Source organism: Kitasatospora sp. NPDC101447 (assembly GCF_044767225.1).
Taxonomy (GTDB): Bacteria; Actinomycetota; Actinomycetes; order Streptomycetales; family Streptomycetaceae; genus Kitasatospora.
In genome coordinates this window covers 236,401-255,509 of record NZ_JBIWNL010000008.1, presented here as the reverse complement: position 1 = coordinate 255,509, position 19,109 = coordinate 236,401, and the positions used below count along the sequence as shown (strand labels likewise).

Here is a 19,109-nt window from a genome sequence, read left to right as displayed (position 1 = left end):
CCGGGAAGGGCGGTGGTCGTGTGACGCGGAGTGTGGGACGCGACAACGCCCCGACGCCCCGGTGGGGGTTCGCCCTGGTCGGACGCGACCGCGAGCTGGGACTCCTGCTCGACGCGCTCCGCCACCCGCCGGCCGTGGCCGTGCTGGAGGGCGAGGGCGGCATCGGCAAGTCCAGGCTGGTGCGGGAGGCCACCGCGGCCCTGGCCGCCGAGGGGCGGCCCGTACTCGCCGGGTCCTGCCACCCGCTGCGCGAACCCTTTCCCTACGGGCCCGTCGTGGACGCCCTGCGCGGGGCCGGCGCGCTGCTCCCCGCCACGGAGCGGATCCCGGCCACGGCGGGCGCGCTCGCGGAGCTGCTGCCGGACGTCGCCGACCGGCTGCCGCCGCCCCCGCCCGGTCCGCACGGCCCCCGGGCCCGGCAGCACCGCATCGTCCTGGGGGTCCGGTCCCTGCTGGCGGCGATCGGACCGGTCGTCCTGGTCGTCGAGGACCTGCACTGGGCCGACGAGGCCACGCGCGAACTGCTCCTCCTGCTCGCCCGGGACCTGCCCGGGCGGCTGAGCCTGCTGCTCACCGTCCGGACGGAGGACCTCCCGCCGGGAACGCCCGCGCTCGGAGCCGCCTACCGCCGCCCGCCGGGCGTCGGGGGCGCCACCATCGCCCTGGAACGGCTGACCGGGCCGGACGTGCGCGCCCTGGCCGAGGCCGTGCTCGGGCACGACGCCACACCGGAGCTCGGAGCCGCCCTGTACGAGCGCAGCCAGGGCCTGCCCCTGGTCGTCGAGGAGGACCTGCGCACCCTGCGCGACGAGGGCGCCGGCCGCGACCCCGTCGGCCGGCTCCGGAGCGCCCGGGTCCCGGCCGGGCTGAGCGAGGCGGTGATCGAACGCCTCGACGCCCTGCCCCCGAACGGCACGTCGATCGCCGCCGCGGCCGCCGTCCTCGCCGTGCCCGGCACGGAGGCGGTGCTCGCCGCCGTCGCCGGGCTGGACCCGGAGCCGGCGGCCGACGGGCTCACCGCCGCCCTCCGGGCCGCGGTCCTGGCGGAGGCCGAGCCCGGCCACTACGGTTTCCGGCACGTCCTCGCGCAGCAGGTCGCCCACCGGCACGTCCCGGGCCCGCTCCGGGTGCGGATGCACGAGCGGGCCGTCCGGGTGCTGCAGGCCCGGACGCCCGCGCCGCTGGTCCGGATCGCCCACCACACCCTCGCCACCGGTGACCGCCGGGCCTGGCTGGACCGGGCGCAGGACGCGGTCCGCGAGTCCGTGGCCCTGGGCGACGACGGAACGGCGGCCCGGCTCCTGCGGCAGATCCTCGACGCGCCCGAACTGCCCGACGCCCGCCGCGCCGAGGCCGCCCGCACACTGGCCGGGATCACCGTGAACGGCGTGGACTTCTCGGCGAGCGCCGCGCGGTTGCGCCTGCTCCTCGACGATCCGCGGCTGCCGGTGGCCGTCCGGGGCGAGATCCGGTTCGCCCTCGGTGTGCTGGCCACCAACCAGGGCGGCGACCGCACCGGCTTCCAGGACCTGGAACGGGCGGTCGACGAACTCGCCACCCGCCCGGACCTGGTGGCCCGGGTGTTGAGCACCCTGGCGCTCGACGAACGCGACGGCGCCACCGCCCTGGCCCGGAGCCGGCTCGACCGGGCCGACCTGGTGCTGCGCGACAGCACCGACGAGGTGGCCCGCGCCACCGTGCGGGCCACCAGGCTCACCGTGCTGGCCCGCGATGCGGACCCAGGCATCTGGCCCCTGCTCGACCGGCTGCCCCGCGAGGGTGCGGACGCCGCGGTCCTGAGGCAGACGGCCCGGGCGCTGTTCAACGCGGCCAGCGGGCTGATCATGGCCGGGCACGACCGGCGTGCCGGGCCGCTGCTGGCCGAAAGCCTGGAGCTCGCCGAACGGCTCGGTCTCACGAACGCGGTGTGCTTCGGCCGGTTCGCCCTCCTGCACTTCGACTTCTTCGGCGGACGCTGGTCGGGCCTGCCGGAACGCCTCGCCGCACTGCGGGCCGAGTACCCGGAGATGGCCCCGGTCGCCGAGGTCAAGGAGGAGCTTCTCCTCGGGCAACTCGCCTCTGCCCAAGGGAAGTTCGGCCGAGCCGTCGACCACCTGCGGACCGCGTCCGCCCGCGCGGGGCAGCATGCCCAGGTCGGCTACGCGCTGAACGTCGCCGCCGGGCTCGCCACCGTCCGCCTCGCCCAGGACGAGCCCGGGAAGGCGTACACGGCCGCCGCCCCCGCCGTCGCCTCCCTGCGGGAGGCCGGCACCTGGGCACAGGCCATCGGCCTCGTCCCGGCGGCCGTCGACGCCGCACTGCGCACCGGCCACCGGGACTTCGCCGAAGGCCTGGCCGGCGACGCCGAAGCCGGCCTCGCCGGGCGTGACGCCCCGGCCGCCGAGGCCGAACTCGCCCTCGCCCGGGGCCTCCTGCTCCTGGAACGCGAACCGGACGCGGCGGCCGGACACTTCGCGGACGCGCACCGGCTCCGGCTCGGGATCGGCCGCCCGTACGACTGCGCCCGCGCCGCGGAGCACCTCGGCCGCGCGCTCGCGCAGCGGCGGCCCGAGGAGGCGGGCGGGTATCTCGCGCAGGCCCTGGACGGCTTCGCCCGCCTCGGCGCGAGCGCCGACGCCGCCCGGTGCGGGCGCGCGGTCCGCGGGCTGGGACTGGCACGACCCGAGCCGTCGAGCGGCGGGCGCGGCTACGGCGACCGGCTGTCCCCGCGCGAGCAGCAGGTCGCCGAACTGCTGGCCCGGGGTGCCACCAACCACGACATCGCCCGGGCCCTGGTGCTGTCCCAGCGGACGGTGGAGAAGCACGTCGCGCAGGTGCTCAGGAAGCTGGGCACGGTCAGGAGGAACGTGGGCAAGGTGTTCCCCGGAGGAGGGTGACGGATCCTCGTTCAGGCGGTTCGGACGGTTGGGAACCGGTCGGCGCCGCGGGCCCAGTGGCCGTGGCGCATGACGGCGACCAGGTCGAAGCTCTCGGTGTCGACGATGACGAGGTCGGCGAGTTTGCCGGTTTCCAGGGAGCCGGTGCGGTGGTCGAGGCCGAGGAGGCGGGCGGGGGTGGTGGACAGCGATTGGACGGCCTGGTTGAGCGTCAGTTTGCCGATGGTGAGGGCTCTTCGGAAGGCCTGGTCGAGGGTGAGGGTGGAGCCGGCGATGGAGCTTCCGTCGGGGAGCATGGCGATGCCGTTGGTGACGCGGACCTGGAGGGGGCCGAGGGGGTAGAGGCCGTCGCCCATGCCGGCGGCGCCCATGGCGTCGGTGATGAGGGCGACGCGGTGGGGGCCGGCGGTGCCGTAGGCGAGGTCGAGGACGGAGGGGTGGAGGTGCACGCCGTCGTTGATCAGCTCGACGGTGACGCGTTCGTCCTCCAGCAGGGCGACGATCGGGCCGGGGGCGCGGTGGGCGATGGCCGGCATGGCGTTGAAGAGGTGGGTGGCGACGGTGGCGCCGGCGTCGATGGCCTGCAGGGTGGTGGCGTAGTCGGAGTCGGTGTGGCCGATGGCGGCGATGATGCCGAGGTCGGCGAGCATGCGCACCGAGTCGAGGCCGCCGGGGAGTTCGGGGGCGAGGGTGACCATGGTGGCGTGGCCGCGGGCGGCGTCGACGAGTGTGCGGACGAGGGCCGGGTCGGGTTCGCGCAGCAGGTCGGGGCGGTGGGCGCCGCAGCGGCCCGGCGAGATGAAGGGGCCTTCGAAGTGGATGCCGGCCAGGATGTCGTCCTCGACGAGTTCGGAGAGGACGGCGGCCTGGCGGGCGAGTTCGTCGATCTCGCCGGTGACGGTGGAGGCGACGGTGGTGGTGGTGCCGTGGTGGAGGTGGGTTCGGGCGGCGAGCAGGGCCTCCTCGGCGTTGCCGGAGGCGTAGGAGGCGCCGCCGCCGCCGTGGACGTGCAGGTCGACGAAGCCGGGGACGACGGTGTGGCCGGTCAGGTCGAGGTCGCCGGGTTGGGCGGCGCCGCTGGTGACGGCCGTGATGCGGTCGCCCCGGACGGTCAGGCGGCCGTCCTCGACGACACCGCCGGGCAGGACCAGCCGGGCACCGGCCAGGACAGTTCGGTCACGGTCAGTGGTGGTCATGCGGAGGCACCTCCGGGAGTGGTCGGCGCGGACGAGCGGAAGGCGGCGCTGTTGGGGCAGCGCCGCCTTCCGTGACCTGGCCGCACCGCGCCGCCGTCACGGTGTCTGGGGTGGCCAGGGGTCCGGGGGTCCGGTCGGATCAGTAGTCGGTCAGCGAGAAGATGTGCAGGGCGGCGTTGTCCGGCAGGGTGATGGACTGCAGGGTCTTGCCGTCCGGCACGGTCACCGACGCGTAGGAGACCACGTACCTGGTACCGAACTGGTCGGGGCCGTGCGGGCTGTTGCGGTGGGTGGTCGTGACGGCGGTGCTGTCGCCGAAGGCGGTCGGGTCGGCGGTCAGCCAGTTCGGGAAGCCGAGCGTGGCCTGGCCGCTGGTGCCGTCGGTGAAGTGGAGGGTGAGGGCGCCGGAGACGTCGCCGCCGCTGGACGCGCCGAGGAAGCCGATCGTGCTGCCGTCGGTCGGGAAGGCGATGGTCTGGCCGCGGGCCACGATGGTGTCGAACTGCCCGGAGCCGCCGGCCGGCCAGGCGAAGGTCTGGCCGCCGGCCGCGACGCTGGAGCCGCGGGTCACGCCCGCCGCGGCCAGGGCGTCGGAGGAGAAGCTGTCGCCGGCACGGTCGAAGGAGCCGGCGGTGGCCGCGTCGTCGTCGCTGATCGCGGTGGAGTTGAGGGCGGTGGTCCAGTCCGCGTAGGTGGCGCCGGCGTCGGGGTGCAGCCGGTAGACGACGGCGGAGGTGGCCGGGACGGTGGCGGAGATGGTGCCGGAGCTGTTGGTGACCGCCTTGCTCCACAGGTCCTTGAGGGTGAAGCCGGAGGCGGAGGTGCCGACCGCGGCGCCGGTGGTGGAGACGGTCCGGGCGGTGGCGGACTTGTTGAGCAGGGCCACCGCGATGTCGCCGTTGGCCAGGGGCTTGGCGTAGACGGCGGTGTTGTCGTCCGAGGCGACCGGGGTGGCCTGGACACCGAGGCGGTCCTGGTCCACGGCGATGATGTCGGTGTTCCCGGCATCGGCGACGACCTGCGGGGTGAACGCCGCGGCGCCGGTCATCTTGATGTTCAGCGGCGCGGAGTACATCGCCCACATGCTGAGCTGGGCGCGCTGCTGGTCCGGCGTCATGGAGCTCTGCCCCAGCGCGAGCTGGTCCGGGTCGTTGAAGTGGCCCGCGCGGGCGTAACCGGCGGTGGCGTCGGTCTGCTCCAGGCTGGTGAGGGTCGCGGCCCAGTTGTTCCCGCCCACGTCGGCGGCCATCCGCCACTCCTGGGAGGTCTGCCCGATGCCGGCCATGACCTTCTGGAAGACGGGCGAGCCGGTGCTCTGGTTGTCCCAGTTGAAGTACGCCGGGGCCGAGCAGTTGAGGGTCATGTGGGTGCCGTGTGCGGCGTTGGCCTTGGCGATGGCCCGGGCGGCCTGCCGGTAGGCGTCGATGGCGACGTCGGCGTCGTGGTCGGTGGTGAGCAGCAGGCCGGAGGTGGAGGTGCGGGTGTGCGGGTAGCAGTAGTCCATCTTGATGTAGTCGACGCCCAGTGAGGCGAAGTACTCGGCGTCCTGGGTGAAGTGCCCGTAGCTGCCGGAGCCGCCGTCGCAGGTGAGGTCGCCGCCGTCCTCGTAGATGCCGAACTTGAGGCCCTTGCTGTGGACGTAGTCGATGGTGGCCTTGATGCCCTGCGGGTACTTGCTGGGGGAGGTGATCAGGTTGCCGGCCTGGTCGCGGCCGTGCTGGGCGGCGGGGACGACCTGGGTGCCGTTCCAGTCCTGGCCGTTGTCCTTGATCATCCAGTCGTCGTCGACGGCGATGATGTTCCAGCCCTTGGCGGCCAGGCCGTTGGCGACGACGGCGTCGGTGTCGGCGCGCACCAGCGCGTCGTTGGTCTGCCGCCAGCTGCCGGGCCGGACGATCATGGTGGGGGTGGCCTGCAGGGTGTGGTCGGCGATGTTGCCGGGCGCGGACTCCGCGGCGGCTGGCTGGGCGGGCAGGCCGGTGGTCAGTCCGGCCGCGGCGACGAGGGTCGCGGCGGCGAGTGCGGGCAGTCTGTTGCGTCGCACGGGGGCTCCTTGGGGGGTCTGGTGGGCAGGGAGGAGGGGGGTGGTCAGGGGGTGGGCGCTCAGCGGCGGGCGGCGAGCAGGGCGCCCGCGCGGCGCAGCCAGTGCAGCGGCCGGCCGCACGCGGCCTCCGCGGACCCGGCCAGCCGGGTCAGCGTGAGCACCGCCGGGACGGCGGAGTCCCCGGCGACGACGGCGGCCGGCGTGCCGGCCCGGCGGGCCCGGTACAGGACCTCGCCGGCCGCCTTGCCGCGCAGGCTGGTGGCGTCGAAGCGGCCTTCGCCGGTGATCACCAGGTCGGCGTCGGCGAGCGCTTCGTCCAGGTGCAGCAGGTCGGCGACGGCGGCCGCGCCGGGGGTGGTGACGGCACCCCAGGCGGCGGCCAGTCCGTAGGCGGTCCCGCCGGCCGCCCCGGCGCCGGGGGCCGCGGGGTCGCCGCCGAGCAGGGCGGCGAGCTGTCGGAGGCCGGCTTCCAGGGCCCGGACGTCCTGCGGTCCGGCGCCCTTCTGCGGCCCGTACACGGCGGCGGCGCCGTCCGGGCCGAGGAGCGGGTCGGTGACGTCGGTGAGCAGCCGCACGCCGTCCGGCGGGGGCGGGAGCAGTCCGGAGCGGTCGGCCCGGACGGCGGCGGTCAGGGCATGGCCGCCGTCCGGGAGTCGGTTGCCGTCCGCGTCGAGCAGACGGAGTCCGAGGGCGCCGAGCAGTCCGGCGCCGCCGTCGGTGGAGGCGGAGCCGCCGAGGGCGACGGTCAGCCGGCGGGCTCCGGCGGCGAGCGCGGCGGCGATCACCTGGCCGGTGCCGCGGGTGGTGGCGGTGAGCGGGGCGGGGGCGGCCATCAGTGGCAGGCCGCTGGTGACGGCGAGTTCGACGAGGGCGGTGCCGTCCGGCAGGAGCGCGTAGGAGCCGGTGACGGGTCGGCCGTCCGGTCCGGTGCAGCCGGGCACCCGGCGGACGACGGCCCGCGGGGTGGCGGCGAGGACGGCCGCGGTGGTGCCCTCGCCGCCGTCGGCCATGGCGCGGGTGAGGAGTTCGTCGCGCGGCCGGACCGAGAGCCAGCCCTCGCGCAGGGCGGCGGCGGCTTCGGCGGCGGTCGCGGTGCCCTTGAAGGAGTCGGGGGCCAGGACGACCCTCATCGGGCGGCCGCCGGTGCGAGGTGCGGTTCGACGTGGGTGCGGTGGCGTTCGGCGAGCAGGCTCAGGGTCCGCGGGCCCGGGGTGTTCCAGACCTGCTCGTTGAAGATCTCGACCTCGACCCAGCCGGTGTAGCCGGCGGCGGTGACCTTGGCGGTGAGCGCCGCGAAGTCGATGTGGCCGTCGCCGACGTGGCCGCGCCCGAGCAGGGTGTCGGCGGGTAGCGGGAGGGTCCAGTCGCACACCTGGTAGGAGGCGATCCGGCCGCCGCGTCCGGCGCGTTCGAGCTGTGCGTCGAGTCGGGGGTCCCACCAGACGTGGTAGCTGTCCACGACCACCCCGACCTGGTCGGCGGGGAAGGCCTCGGCGAGGTCCAGGGCCTGGCCGAGGGTGGAGACGACGGCGCGGTCGGCGCAGAACACCGGGTGCAGCGGTTCGATCGCCAGCCGGACGCCGAGGTCGCCCGCGTGCGGGGCGAGCCGGGCGAGGAGGTCGGCGACCCGGGCGCGGGCGCCGGCGAGGTCCCGGCTGCCGTCGGGCAGCCCGCCGACCACCATGACGAGGGTGTCGGTGCCCAGTTCGGCGGCCTCCTCCAGGGCGGCGAGGTTGTCGGCGAGCGCGGCCCGGGTGGCCTCGGGGCCGGTGGCGGTGAGGAAGCCGCCGCGGCAGAGGCTGCTGACGGCCAGTCCGGACTCGCGGACGAGGCGGGCGGCGCGGGCGAGGCCGGTCTCGGCGACCTTGTCGCGCCACAGCCCGATCGCGGGGATCCCGGCGGCGACGCAGCCGTCGACGGCCTCGGCCAGGCTCCAGTCGCGGGTGGTGATCTGGTTGAGCGAGAGCCTGGTCATGCGGTGACCCCCGCGAGCTTGAGGAGGTCGCGCATCCGGCCGGCGGCGAGGTCGGGGTCGGGCAGGACGCCGGCCGTGTCGGCGAGGCGGAAGAGTTCGACCAGGTGGCGGGTCGAGCGGGCGCTCTGGGCACCGGCGACCATGGTGAAGTGCGGCTGGTGGCCGGCGAGCCAGGCGAGGAAGACGATGCCGGTCTTGTAGTGGTACGTCGGCGCGCCGAACAGGTGGCGGGCGAGCGGCACGGTGGGGGCCAGCAGCGCGTCGTAGCGGTCCGGGTCGCCGGCGTCGAGGGCGTGCAGGGCGGCGGCGGCCCGGCTCGCGATCGGGTCGAACACGCCGAGCAGGGCGTGGCTGTGCCCGAGGTCGTCGCCCTTGATCAGCTCGGGGTAGTGGAAGTCGTCTCCGGTGTAGAGGCGGACCCCGGCGGGCAGGGAGCGGCGGAGCGCGACCTCGCGTGCGGCGTCGAGCAGGGAGACCTTGATGCCGTCGATCCGGTCGGCGTGCGCGTGGACGAGGTCCAGCACCGTCCCGGTGGCCCGGTCGAGGTCGTGGGAACCCCAGTAGCCGGCCAGGGCGGGGTCGAACATCTCGCCGAGCCAGTGCAGGATCACCGGCCGGGCGCTCTGGCGGATCAGGCCGCCGTAGACGGTCAGGTAGTCCTCGGGGCCGGTGGCCACGGCGGCGAGGGCGCGGCTGGCCATCAGGATCGGGCGGGCGCCCGCCTCCTCGGTGACGGCGAGCTGCTGCTCGTAGGCGGCGGTGATGTCGGCGAGCGTGGGGGCGGGGGCGGTGAGGTGGTCGGTGCCGACCCCGCAGGCGAGCAGGGCGCCCTCGCGTCGCCCGCCACCAGCCTGGCCGGAAGCGCGGTGTGCCGCCCCTTCGAACGCCCGGGCCTCGGCGCCGGAGCGGACGATCAGCTCGCGGGTGGCGGCCCAGTCGAGGCCCATGCCGCGCTGGGCGGTGTCCATGGCGTCGGCGACGCCGAGGCCGAGCGACCAGAGGTGGCGCCGGAAGGCCAGGGTGGCGTCCCAGTCGACGGCGGCCGGGGCGCCGGGCGCGTTGTCGCCCAGGGGGTCGGCGACGACGTGGGCGGCGGCGAAGGCGGTGCGCGAGCGCGGCGGGTGCGCGGGCAGGTGCAGCGGCTCGGGGTCGCGCAGCCGCAGCCGGCCGTGGCCGGGCAGGAGGATCTCGGTCATCACAGCTCCAGCGCGGGGACGTCGAGGCGGCGGCCCTCGTGGGCGGAGCGCAGGCCGAGCTCGGCCAGTTGGACGCCCTTGGCGCCTTCGAGGAGGTCCCAGTGGTACGGGGAGCCGGTGGCGACGTGGCGCAGGAAGAGCTCCCACTGCACCTTGAAGCCGTTGTCGAACGCGTCGTTGTCGGGCACCTGGTGCCACTGGTCGCGGAACGACTCGGTCACCGGCAGGTCCGGGTTCCAGACCGGCTTGGGGGTGGTGGCCCGGTGCTGGACGCGGCAGTTGCGCAGCCCGGCGACGGCGCTGCCCTCGGTGCCGTCGACCTGGAACTCGACCAGCTCGTCACGGTCCACCCGGACCGCCCAGGAGGAGTTGATCTGGGCGGTGATCCCGCCCTCCAGCTCGAAGATGCCGTACGCGGCGTCGTCGGCGGTCGCCCGGTACGGTTCGCCGCGTTCGTCGTGGCGGAGCGGGATGTGGGTGGCGGTGTGGGCGTACACCGAGCGCACCGGGGCGATGACGTTGTCCAGCACGTAGCGCCAGTGCGGGAACATGTCGAGGATCATGCCGCCGCCGTCCTCGGCGCGGTAGTTCCAGGACGGCCGCTGGGCCTGCTGCCAGTCGCCCTCGAAGACCCAGTAGCCGAACTCGCCGCGCACGGACAGGATCCGGCCGAAGAAGCCGCTGTCCACCAGCCGCTTGAGCTTGAGCAGGCCGGGCAGGAACAGCTTGTCCTGCACGGCGCCGTTGGCCACCCCGGCCTCCCGTGCCAGCCGGGCCAGTTCCAGGGCGGACGCCAGGGTCTCGGCGGTCGGCTTCTCGGTGTAGACGTGCTTGCCGGCGGCGATGGCGGCCTTGATGGCCGGTTCGCGGGCCGGGGTGACCTGCGCGTCGAAGTAGATCTCGGTGAGCGGGTGGGCCAGGGCCTCGTCGAGCGAGGTGGTCCAGTGGGCGAGGTCGTGGCGCTCGGCGAGGTCGCGCAGCTTGGCCTCGCTGCGGCCGACCAGGATCGGCTCGGGCCACAGGACGTCGCCGTCGGGCAGCGGGAGCCCGCCCTGCTCGCGGATGGCGAGGACGGAGCGGACGAGGTGCTGGCGGTAGCCCATCCGGCCGGTCACGCCGTTCATCACGACGCCGATGACCTTGCGGGACATGGGGGTTCTCCTCTGGTGCTGGGTGGTGGTGCCGATGGTGGTGCCGACGGTCCGTCAGGCGGTGAGGTGGATGTCGGTGGACAGCACGGGGTGGGCGAAGGGCAGCCCCGCGGCGTACCGGGCGAGTTCGTCGGCCGCGGCGGCGGCCATCCGGTGCAGTTCGCCGCCGAGGGAGCCGGCGACGTGCGGGGTGAGCAGGACGTTGGGCAGGTCGTAGAGCGGGGAGTCGACGGGCAGGCGCTCGGGCACCGTGACGTCGAGGACGGCGTTCAGGCGGCCGGCGACGAGTTCGGCGGTGAGCGCGTCCTGGTCGACGAGGGAGCCGCGGGCGGTGTTGACCAGGGTGGCGCCGTCGCGCATGGCGGCGAGCCGTTCGCGGCTGATCAGGTGTCTGGTGCCGGGCAGCTCGGGGGCGTGGACGCTGACCACGTCGGCGGTGGCGCACAGGGTGTCCAGGTCGACGGCGCGGGCGCCGAGCTCGGCGGCCTGGAGCGGTCCGAGGTACGGGTCGTGGACCAGCAGCTCCAGGTCGTACGGGCGCAGCAGTTCCAGGACGCGCCGGCCGATCCGGGAGGCGCCGACGATGCCGACGGTGCGCCGGTAGTTGCCGATGGCGCCGAGGTCGGCGTGCGGGCTGAAGTCCTCGCGGTCCCTGCGGTAGGCGGAACTCAGCTGCAGGACCTGCTTGTTGGCGAAGAGCACGGCCGCGACGGTGTACTCGGCGACCGGCAGGGCGTTGGCCCAGGCCGCCGAGGTGACCTGCAGGCCGCGACGCCAGCAGGCCTCGGTGACGTGGTGCTTGACGGAGCCGGCGGCGTGGACGACGGCCCGCAGGGCGGGTGCCGCGGCGAGCACCGGGGCGTCCAGCGGCGGGCAGCCCCAGGAGCTGATGATCACCTCGGTCTCGCGCAGCGCGGCGGCCGCCTCGGGGGCGGTGAAGTCGTCGACGACCAGGGCCGGGTCGAGGACGGCGAGTTCGGTGAGCCGGGCCATCGTGGCGGGGGCGATCAGCCGTTCGGCCAGGCCGGGCTGCATGGCGAGCAGGGCGCGGGGTCGGCGCGGGGCGTCGGGCGGTGTGGCGGGTGCGGTGGGCACCAGGGGCTCCCGTTCGGCGGAGGTGGTGGGGCGGGTCACTTGACGCTGCCCGCGGTGAGTCCGGCCTTCCAGTGGCGTTGCAGGACGGTGAAGGCGACCACCAGCGGGAGGACGGCGAGCAGCGAGCCGGTGACCACCAGCGGGTAGTACTCGGGGAAGGCGTGGGTCTGGCTGTTCCAGCTGTAGAGGCCGAGGCTGACCGGGAAGAGCCGGTTGTCGGAGAGCATCACCAGCGGCAGGAAGAAGTTGTTCCAGATCGCGGTGAACTGGAAGAGGAAGACCGTCACGAAGCCCGGCATCACCATCGGCAGCCCGATCGACCGGAAGGTGCGCAGCTCGCCGGCGCCGTCCATCCGGGCGGCCTCCAGCACCTCGCCGGGCAGGTAGCCCTCGCAGAAGACCCGGGCGAGGTAGACGCCGAACGGGTTGACCAGGGAGGGCAGGAACACCGCCCAGAAGGTGTTGACGATGTGCAGCTGCGAGGCGAGCAGGTACATCGGCAGGGCGAGCGCCGTGGTCGGCACCAGGACGCCGAGCAGCACCAGCCCGAACAGCTTCTCCTTGCCGCGGAAGGCGTACACGTGGAAGGCGTAGCCCGCCGCGACGCACAGCAGCGCGCAGAGCAGGGCGCCGATCCCGGCGTAGAGCAGGGAGTTGAGGTACCAGCGGAAGTAGATGCCGTCGCCGGTGACGGCGAGCCGGTGCAGGTTCTCGCCGAGGTGCCAGCGGGCGGGGCTCAGGGTGTTGCCGCCGAGCAGGTCCCCGGTGTTCTTGGCGGCGGCGGCCAGCAGCCAGCCGAGCGGGAGCAGGGTGTACGCGGTGGCGAGGAGCAGGGTGCCGTTGACGGCCGCCCTGGAGAGCGTCCAGGGCCGGCGCCGGGCCGGTGCCGGGGTGCGCGGGCGGGTGGCGGGCGCGGGACGTTCGGGGGCGATCGCGGTCATGCCGGGGACTCCTTGCGCTTCGGCCGCGAGCCGCCCGTGAAACGGGTGACCACGAAGGACAGGCCGGCCGCGAGCAGGGCGAGCAGGACCGAGGAGGCGGCCGCGAGGTTGTAGTCGTTGCGGTCGAAGGCCGCCGTGTAGCCGTACATGTTGGGGGTCCAGGTGCTGATCACGCCGGGCGCGACGCCGTGCAGGATCATCGGCTCGGTGAACAGCTGGAGCGATCCGATCAGGGTGAAGAGCGCGACCATCGCGATCGAGGCGCGGATCAGCGGGACCTTGATGCCCAGGGCGGTGCGCAGCGGTCCGGCGCCGTCCACCACGGCCGCCTCCAGCACCTCGCGCGGCACGGCCTGCAGGGCGGCGTAGAAGATGACCATGTTGTAGCCGGTCCACTCCCAGAGCGCGATGTTGACGACGGCCGGCAGCGGGTGGCCGAGCAGGTCGGGCTGCACGCCGGCCGAGCCGAGGGCGTCGACGACCGGGCTGATCCCCGGGGTGTACAGGTACATCCAGATCAGTGCGGCGATGATGCCGGGAACGGCGTGCGGCAGGAACAGCGCCAGCTGGAAGAACCGGCGGGCCCGGGCGAGCGCCGAGTCCAGCAGCAGGGCGAGGGTCAGCGAGAGGCCGACCATCAGCGGGATGTACAGCAGGCAGTAGCCGGCCGTGATCAGCAGGCCGTTGCGGAAGGCGTCGTCCCCGAGGGCGCGGGTGTAGTTGGCCAGGCCGGTGAAGACCGTCTCGGCGTCGCCGAAGCCGAGGCCGGAGCGGTGCTCGGTGAACAGGCTGAGGTGGACGGCGTAGCCGATCGGCACCAGTGTGCAGGCGGTGAACAGGAGCAGGAAGGGCGCGAGCAGCAGGGCGGGGGCCCCGAGCCGTCCGCGCCGCCTGACGGTGGAGGCGCGGACGGAGCCCTGGCGGCGGTCGGCCGCGGGGGTGCGGGCGGTCATCCCTGGGCGACCTTGAGCCCGCGGTTCTTCAGCTCGGCCACGGTGGCCTGCTGGGCGGTGGTGTCGCTCTGCGCGATGCCGCCGCCGGAGGTGAGCTTGGCGAAGGAGTCCTTGAGGGAGTTGTTGGTGGCTCCCATGGTGGGGCCCCAGGTCCACGTGGTGCGGATCGACCTGGCCGCGTCGGCGTAGAGCGCGTAGACGTCCTGGCCGCCGTAGAAGCCGGTGTCGAAGGCGGCCTTGGCGACCGGCACGAGCGCGGGCGCGGCCGGGAAGGCTGAGGAGGTGCCGGAGGCGATCCGGGCCTTGATGCCCTCGGGCGTGGTGGTCGCCCAGGTGGCGAAGGCGACGGCGGCCTTGGCCTTCTTGCTGTCCTTGGACACGGCGAAGGTGGTGCCGCCGAGCATGCCGCTCGCGGGCGCGCCGTCCCAGGTCGGCACCGGGGCGACGGCCCACGTGCCGGCGGCGTCCGGGAGCGTGCTCTTCAGCACACCACCGCCCCAGGAGGCGCCCACGTAGCCGGCGGTCTCGCCCTTCTGGAGCGAGGCGGTCCACTGCTGGCTGAACGACGGCTGGACCCGCACCAGGTCGTCGTCGATGAGCTGCTGCCAGTAGTCGGCGACCCGCTTGGTGGCGGGGGAGTCGATGTCGACCTTCCAGGCGCCGTCGGCGGTGTCGAACCAGCGGGCGCCGCCCTGCCAGGCCAGGGCCTCGAAGGGGCTCGGGTCGTCGGGGAAGAAGGTGGCGATCCGGGTGGCGGGGTCGGCCTGCTTGAGCTTCTGCGCGGCGGTGCGGAACTCGTCCCAGGTCCTGGGGACGGTGATGCCGGCCTGCGCGAAGAGGTCCTTGCGGTAGTAGAAGGCCTGGGGTGCGGCGTCCAGCGGCAGCGCCCAGGACTTGCCGCCGAGCGTGGTGAGGTCGACGGCCTGCGGCAGGTAGTCGGCCTTGAGTTCGGCCGTCACGAGCTTGCTGATGTCCTGCACCGCGCCCTGGCTGACGAAGTCGGGCAGCTGCTGGTACTCGGTGTTGAAGACGTCCGGGGCGTTGCCGGCCTTCACCGCGTTGGAGATCTTGGCGTAGCCGCCGGCCACACCGGAGGGGATCTCCTCGAAGTCGACCTTGACGTCGGTGTGCGAGGCGTTGAACGCGGCGACCACGTCCTTGGTGCCCTTGGCCCAGCCCCAGAAGGTGATGGTGACGGGCTTTCCGTCGGCGGCGGGCTGGTCCTGCGTGCCGCCGGTGCTGCCGCATCCCGCCAGCAGGGCGGTGGAGAGGGCGACGACGACGGCGGTGGTGGTGAGCCGGGGAGCTCTGCGGCGACGGGGGGTGGGGGAGGGCATGGTTCAGCTCCAGGGTGAAGGTGGCAGACGCCGGAGGGAACCCGAGGGCTCAGCATCGGCCGAGCGGGGCGGGGCCATCCTGACCCCGGCATTCGATCGACGTCAAGACCGTTTGATCGAATGATCTGGATTAATTGCGCTCGGGGATAGTCGGCCGACAGCGCCAAAGGCCAGTGCTTGAGCATGGACGATGGCCGGACAGGGGCTTTCCGGAGGGGATGTCGACGGCCTCTCAGCTCGATCATTCGATCAAAGATCTTGACGAACGATCGATACCTGCCTACATTCGGCGGCGCGTCAGCCAGCCGACGAAGGACCGCCCATGCACCTGCCCGCCGAGGACCGCCGCAGCAGCCCCTACACCGGGTGGACCCGGACCCACTGGGAGGCCGTCGCCGACGGCCTGCTGGCCGCGGTCCGCCCCCACGCCAGCCCCGGCCAGGCGCTGATCCACCTCCCAGGCCCCCGCCCGAGCATCTCCGGCCGCCGGTCGGACGGACTGGAGGGCTACGCCCGCACGTTCCTCCTCGCGGCCTTCCGCACCGCCGGCGCCCACGGAACGGACCCGCAGGGCCTGCTCGACCGCTACGCCGCCGGCCTCGACGCCGGCACCCGCCGCCCCACCCTCGAACGCGACCTCGCCGACGGCGACGCCGAATCCTGGGGAGTGATCGCCGACCGCTCCCAGCCCATGGTCGAAGCCGCCTCCGTCGCCCTGGCCCTGCGCCTCACCCGCCCCTGGCTCTGGGACCGGCTCGACGACGCCGTCCGCCAACGGGCCGGCGCCTGGCTGGCCGAGGCGCTCCGGCGCACGCCCGTCGACAACAACTGGTGGCTCTTCCCGCTCACCGTCGGAGGCTTCCTCGCGGAGGCCGGCATCGAGACCGAGGCCGCCCGCGAAGCCGTCGAACGCGGCCTCGACCGGATCGAGCAGTGGTACCTCGGCAACGGCTGGTACACCGACGGCCGCCCCCGGGCCTTCGACCACTACAACGGCTGGGCCCTGCACCTCTACCCCGTCCTGCACGCCCACCTCGCCGGCGACGCCGACCTCCTCGCGCACTACGGCGCCCGGCTCGAAGCCCACCTCGACGGCTACGCCCGGCTCTTCGGCGCCGACGGCGCCCCCGTCCACCAGGGCCGCTCGCTCACCTACCGGTTCGCCGCCGCCGCACCCCTGTGGGCCGGCGCCCTCACCGGCCACACCCCGCTCGCCCCCGGCACCACCCGCCGGATCGCCTCCGGCGCACTGCGCCACTTCCTCGACCGGGGCGCCGTCACCGCCGACGGCCTCCTCCCGCTCGGCTGGTACGCCGCCCACCCCCCGCTGGTCCAGGAGTACTCCGGCCCCGCCTCCCCCTACTGGGCGAGCAAGGGCTTCCTCGGACTGCTGCTCCCCGCCGACCATCCGGCCTGGACCGCGACCGAGGAGCCCGGCCCGGCCGAGCGGGAGGACGCCGCCGTGCCCCTGCCGCAGCCGGGCTGGCTGGTCCAGTCGACCGCCGCCGACGGCCTCGTCCGGCTGCACAACCACGGCAGCGACGACCAGCCCGCCGACCGGGTCCACGCCGACGACCCGCTGTACGCCCGGCTCGCCCACTCCACCGCGACCTCACCCGTCCACGAAGGCCCCGCCGACAACCACTTCGCCCTGCTCGTCGACGGCCGCCCCAGCGAGCGCGGACGCATCCGCCCGCTGGGTACCGGGCCGGGCTGGGCCGCCTCCTCCCACCGGCCCCGCGCCGGCGGCGGGGCACTTCCCGGAGTGACCGTCACCTCCCTCGTCCTGGCCCGCGGCCGTGACGAGGTGCGGGCCCACCTGGTCACCGGCGCCGAGGCGGGGACCACCGTCCGCGAGAGCGGCTGGGCCGTCGCCGGCACCGGTGTCGAGGCCGGCACGGAACGGCTGTCGGCCCGGGTCCGCACCGAGCGGCCGTCGGCCGGGGCCCGCACCGAGCGGCGGCTGACCGCGGAACTCGCCGGGGTCCACGGCTACACCCGGGCGTCCGTCGACCCGGTCCCCGCCGGGACGGCCTTCGGCCCCGCGGCCGCCGTCCCCGTCCTCCTCGGCACCACCGGCGAAGGGACGCGGCTGTTCGTCTCCGCCGGCCGGCTCACCGCGGAGCCCGCACCGGCCGGTGAGCAGCCGCGCGTACGCACCGAGCAGCCGCGCGTGCGCACCGAGCAGCCGCGCGTACGCACCGAGCCGACGCGTGACGGCCACCGGCTGACCGTGGACTGGCCGGACGGCACCCGTCAGCGGGCCGAACTCGCCGTCGGATCCGTCACCGTCCGCACCCTCTGAGGAGCCCCCGTGCCACTCGCCCTGTCCACCCTCGGCCTCCCCGGCCTGCCCCTCGCCGCCGCCGCCCGCCTCGCCGCCGACACCGGCTGGAACGGGCTCGAACTGCGCTGCGCCGAGGGCGAGAGCGTCCACCCGGCGATGACGCCGGCCGAACGCCGCGGCGCCGTCCGGGCCCTGGAGGCCGCCGGGGTGGCCCCGGTCCTCCTCGCCACCTACGTGGGGGTGGCCGCTCCCGGCGACGACCGGCCCGTCCTGGACGCCCTCCGCTCGCGGCTGCGCCTGGCCGCCGACCTGGCGTGCCCCGCCCTGCGGGTCTTCCCGCAGGGCGGCGACGGCCCGGTGGCCGAGGCCGACCGGCGGGCGGCGCGCAGGCTCACCGCGGTCGCGCCGGAGGCCCGCAGGCTCGGCGTCCGCGTCCTGGTGGAGACCCACGACTCGCACCGCGCCGGGCGCGACGTGGCCCGGCTGCTCGACGGCGTCCCGCACGACGCGGCGGGTGCGCTCTGGGACCTGATGCACACCCACCTCGCGGGCGAGCGGCCCGCCGACACGCACACCGCACTGGCCGGGCGCCTCGGCCACGTCCAGGTCAAGGACGTCGCCGCGCCCGAGGACCTCACCCCGCTCGCGCTCGGTGCCGGTTGCCTGCCGATCGCGGCGTGCGTACGGCTGCTCCCGCCCGACGGCTGGGTCTGCTGGGAGTACGAGGCGCCGTGGCACCCGGCCGCGGCCCCGCTGGCCCCGCTCCTGGCGCAGGGGGCCCGCCGGCTCGCGGCGTGGCGCGCCGGGGGCTGACGGCGGCTCGCGGCGGGTTCCGCGGCCCTGCACGCCGGGCGCCGACGGCGGCCCGGACCGGCGCGGACGCGGGACCGCTCCCGCCCGGAGGGATCAGCCCCGGACGGGCAGGGCACCGCAGGAGGAGCGCACCACCAGGGTCGGCAGCAGGCCGATGTGGTGCGCCGGCAGGTCGGAGCCGGTGGACATCCGGCGCAGCAGGAGGTCCAGGGCCACGGTGCCCACGGCCTGCTTCGGCGGCGCGACGGCTGTCAGGGGAGGCGTCGTCAGCGCGGCGAACACGTCGTCGTACGAGATCAGCGCCAGGTCCTCCGGGACCCGCAGCCCGCGGGCGCGCAGGAGCTGCGGCAGCTGGATCGCGTCCCGGTCGTTGTGCACGAGGACGGCGCGCACACCCTGTTCGGCGTGGTCGGCGAGTCGGTCGGCGAGCCACTGGGGGTCGGCGGGGGCGATCGGGTCGGTGCCCCAGGGGTGGACGTCGACGACCGGGTGCGCCTCGATCCCGAGCACCCGGGCGGCCTCCGCGTAGCCCGCCCGGACCTCGTGCGCGGTCCAGGTGTCGTTGCGGGCGGCGAGCAGCACCGACCGGTGCCCCAGGGCGGCGAGGTGACGCAGCGCCAGCAGCACCCCGTGCCGGTGGTCCGAGACCACCGCGTCGAGGTCGGCGGCGACGGCCCCGGCCGCCGCCCGGCGCTCGACCAGGACGGTGGGGACCGGGAGCTTGGTGAGCCAGTCGCCCTCGTCCGGGGCGCCGGGCCGCCAGTTCGGGGTGAACAGTAGGCCGTCGATCCCCGATCCGAGGATGCGCTCCACCTGGGCCCGGTCGTCCTGGGCCTCGTACGGGGAGATGCCCAGCACCAGGCGGGCGCCGGCCGTCGTCGCGGCCGACCGGGCGCCCTCGATGATCTCGTCGAAGTACGAGCCCACGGTCGGCACCAGCATGCCGACGACCGGTCCGGCGCCGCCGGCGCGTCGGTGGCCGGGCGTACCGCCCTGCGGGAGGGAGACCGATCCGTGGGAGCGCCGCAGCAGGCCGTTCTCGGCCAGTGCCGCGGCGTCGCGGCGGACGGTGACGGTGGGCAGGCCGAGCCGCTCGGCGAGTTCCGTCACGCGGACGGAGCCCAACTCGCGCACGACGTCGAGGATTCGCGCCCGACGCTCTTCCGCCGAGATGGCCACGGTGTCGCCTCCTGGTCGTTCCTGTACTGCTGGCAAGCGATCGAA

Annotated in this window: 14 protein-coding genes; 3 read left to right on the top strand and 11 right to left on the bottom strand. The window is 74.9% G+C overall.

What is annotated here, in order from left to right; all coding sequences use genetic code 11:
- Nucleotides 1–20: 20 nt before the first annotated feature.
- Nucleotides 21–2,897 carry an ATP-binding protein gene (locus ACIRST_RS15280; protein WP_402802693.1) on the top strand — a complete coding sequence of 959 codons (2,877 nt, stop codon included), beginning with the start codon at nt 21–23 and terminating at the stop codon, nt 2,895–2,897.
- Nucleotides 2,898–2,908: 11 nt separating this feature from the next.
- Here ACIRST_RS15280 and nagA read toward each other — a convergent pair whose 3' ends face one another.
- From nagA to ACIRST_RS15230, 10 genes are all read right to left on the bottom strand, one after another.
- Nucleotides 2,909–4,093 (bottom strand): N-acetylglucosamine-6-phosphate deacetylase, encoded by a 1,185-nt coding sequence (nagA, locus tag ACIRST_RS15275; protein WP_402802692.1) that lies wholly within the window; start codon nt 4,091–4,093, stop codon nt 2,909–2,911.
- Between the two features lie 139 nt (nt 4,094–4,232).
- Nucleotides 4,233–6,137, bottom strand: a complete 1,905-nt coding sequence (locus ACIRST_RS15270; protein ID WP_402802691.1) for a glycoside hydrolase family 27 protein — start codon at nt 6,135–6,137, stop codon at nt 4,233–4,235.
- Between the two features lie 59 nt (nt 6,138–6,196).
- Nucleotides 6,197–7,267, bottom strand: a complete 1,071-nt coding sequence (locus ACIRST_RS15265; protein WP_402802690.1) for a glycerate kinase — start codon at nt 7,265–7,267, stop codon at nt 6,197–6,199.
- Complete coding sequence (locus ACIRST_RS15260; protein WP_402802689.1) at nt 7,264–8,112, bottom strand: sugar phosphate isomerase/epimerase family protein; 849 nt, start codon at nt 8,110–8,112, stop codon at nt 7,264–7,266. Before ACIRST_RS15260 ends, ACIRST_RS15265 begins: the two co-directional genes overlap by 4 nt.
- Nucleotides 8,109–9,308: a dihydrodipicolinate synthase family protein gene (locus ACIRST_RS15255; RefSeq protein WP_402802687.1), complete on the bottom strand. Its 1,200-nt coding sequence runs from the start codon at nt 9,306–9,308 to the stop codon at nt 8,109–8,111. The genes ACIRST_RS15260 and ACIRST_RS15255 overlap by 4 nt, the downstream gene beginning before the upstream one ends.
- Nucleotides 9,308–10,459, bottom strand: a complete 1,152-nt coding sequence (locus ACIRST_RS15250; RefSeq protein WP_402802686.1) for a Gfo/Idh/MocA family protein — start codon at nt 10,457–10,459, stop codon at nt 9,308–9,310. The genes ACIRST_RS15255 and ACIRST_RS15250 overlap by 1 nt, the downstream gene beginning before the upstream one ends.
- A gap of 54 nt (nt 10,460–10,513) precedes the next feature.
- Nucleotides 10,514–11,494, bottom strand: a complete 981-nt coding sequence (locus ACIRST_RS15245; protein ID WP_402802756.1) for a hydroxyacid dehydrogenase — start codon at nt 11,492–11,494, stop codon at nt 10,514–10,516.
- A gap of 95 nt (nt 11,495–11,589) precedes the next feature.
- On the bottom strand, nt 11,590–12,495 hold the full coding sequence (locus tag ACIRST_RS15240) for a carbohydrate ABC transporter permease (RefSeq protein WP_402802685.1): 906 nt from the start codon (nt 12,493–12,495) through the stop codon (nt 11,590–11,592).
- Nucleotides 12,492–13,448, bottom strand: coding sequence for a sugar ABC transporter permease (locus ACIRST_RS15235; RefSeq protein WP_350526110.1), 957 nt, complete (start codon nt 13,446–13,448; stop codon nt 12,492–12,494). The genes ACIRST_RS15240 and ACIRST_RS15235 overlap by 4 nt, the downstream gene beginning before the upstream one ends.
- Nucleotides 13,445–14,785, bottom strand: coding sequence for an ABC transporter substrate-binding protein (locus ACIRST_RS15230; RefSeq protein WP_402802683.1), 1,341 nt, complete (start codon nt 14,783–14,785; stop codon nt 13,445–13,447). The genes ACIRST_RS15235 and ACIRST_RS15230 overlap by 4 nt, the downstream gene beginning before the upstream one ends.
- A gap of 322 nt (nt 14,786–15,107) precedes the next feature.
- Between ACIRST_RS15230 and ACIRST_RS15225 the strand changes: the two genes are divergently transcribed.
- Nucleotides 15,108–17,090, top strand: a complete 1,983-nt coding sequence (locus ACIRST_RS15225) for a DUF2264 domain-containing protein (RefSeq protein ID WP_402802682.1) — start codon at nt 15,108–15,110, stop codon at nt 17,088–17,090.
- A 9-nt stretch (nt 17,091–17,099) separates the two neighbouring features.
- Complete coding sequence (locus ACIRST_RS15220) at nt 17,100–17,885, top strand: TIM barrel protein (RefSeq protein WP_350526107.1); 786 nt, start codon at nt 17,100–17,102, stop codon at nt 17,883–17,885.
- Between the two features lie 93 nt (nt 17,886–17,978).
- Here ACIRST_RS15220 and ACIRST_RS15215 read toward each other — a convergent pair whose 3' ends face one another.
- Entirely contained in the window at nt 17,979–19,064 is a 1,086-nt protein-coding gene (locus tag ACIRST_RS15215; protein ID WP_402802681.1) for a LacI family DNA-binding transcriptional regulator, read from the bottom strand.
- Nucleotides 19,065–19,109: the final 45 nt, after the last annotated feature.

Excerpts from the sequence above, each read along its gene's own strand:
- ACIRST_RS15240 (WP_402802685.1), bottom strand. The coding sequence starts at position 12,495 with ATGACCGCGATCGCCCCCGAACGTCCCGCGCCCGCCACCCGCCCGCGC.
- ACIRST_RS15260 (WP_402802689.1), bottom strand. The coding sequence starts at position 8,112 with ATGACCAGGCTCTCGCTCAACCAGATCACCACCCGCGACTGGAGCCTG.
- ACIRST_RS15245 (WP_402802756.1), bottom strand. The coding sequence starts at position 11,494 with ATGCAGCCCGGCCTGGCCGAACGGCTGATCGCCCCCGCCACGATGGCC.
- ACIRST_RS15225 (WP_402802682.1), top strand. The coding sequence starts at position 15,108 with ATGCACCTGCCCGCCGAGGACCGCCGCAGCAGCCCCTACACCGGGTGG.
- ACIRST_RS15230 (WP_402802683.1), bottom strand. The coding sequence starts at position 14,785 with ATGCCCTCCCCCACCCCCCGTCGCCGCAGAGCTCCCCGGCTCACCACC.
- nagA (WP_402802692.1), bottom strand. The coding sequence starts at position 4,093 with ATGACCACCACTGACCGTGACCGAACTGTCCTGGCCGGTGCCCGGCTG.
- ACIRST_RS15255 (WP_402802687.1), bottom strand. The coding sequence starts at position 9,308 with ATGACCGAGATCCTCCTGCCCGGCCACGGCCGGCTGCGGCTGCGCGAC.
- ACIRST_RS15235 (WP_350526110.1), bottom strand. The coding sequence starts at position 13,448 with ATGACCGCCCGCACCCCCGCGGCCGACCGCCGCCAGGGCTCCGTCCGC.
- ACIRST_RS15265 (WP_402802690.1), bottom strand. The coding sequence starts at position 7,267 with ATGAGGGTCGTCCTGGCCCCCGACTCCTTCAAGGGCACCGCGACCGCC.
- ACIRST_RS15250 (WP_402802686.1), bottom strand. The coding sequence starts at position 10,459 with ATGTCCCGCAAGGTCATCGGCGTCGTGATGAACGGCGTGACCGGCCGG.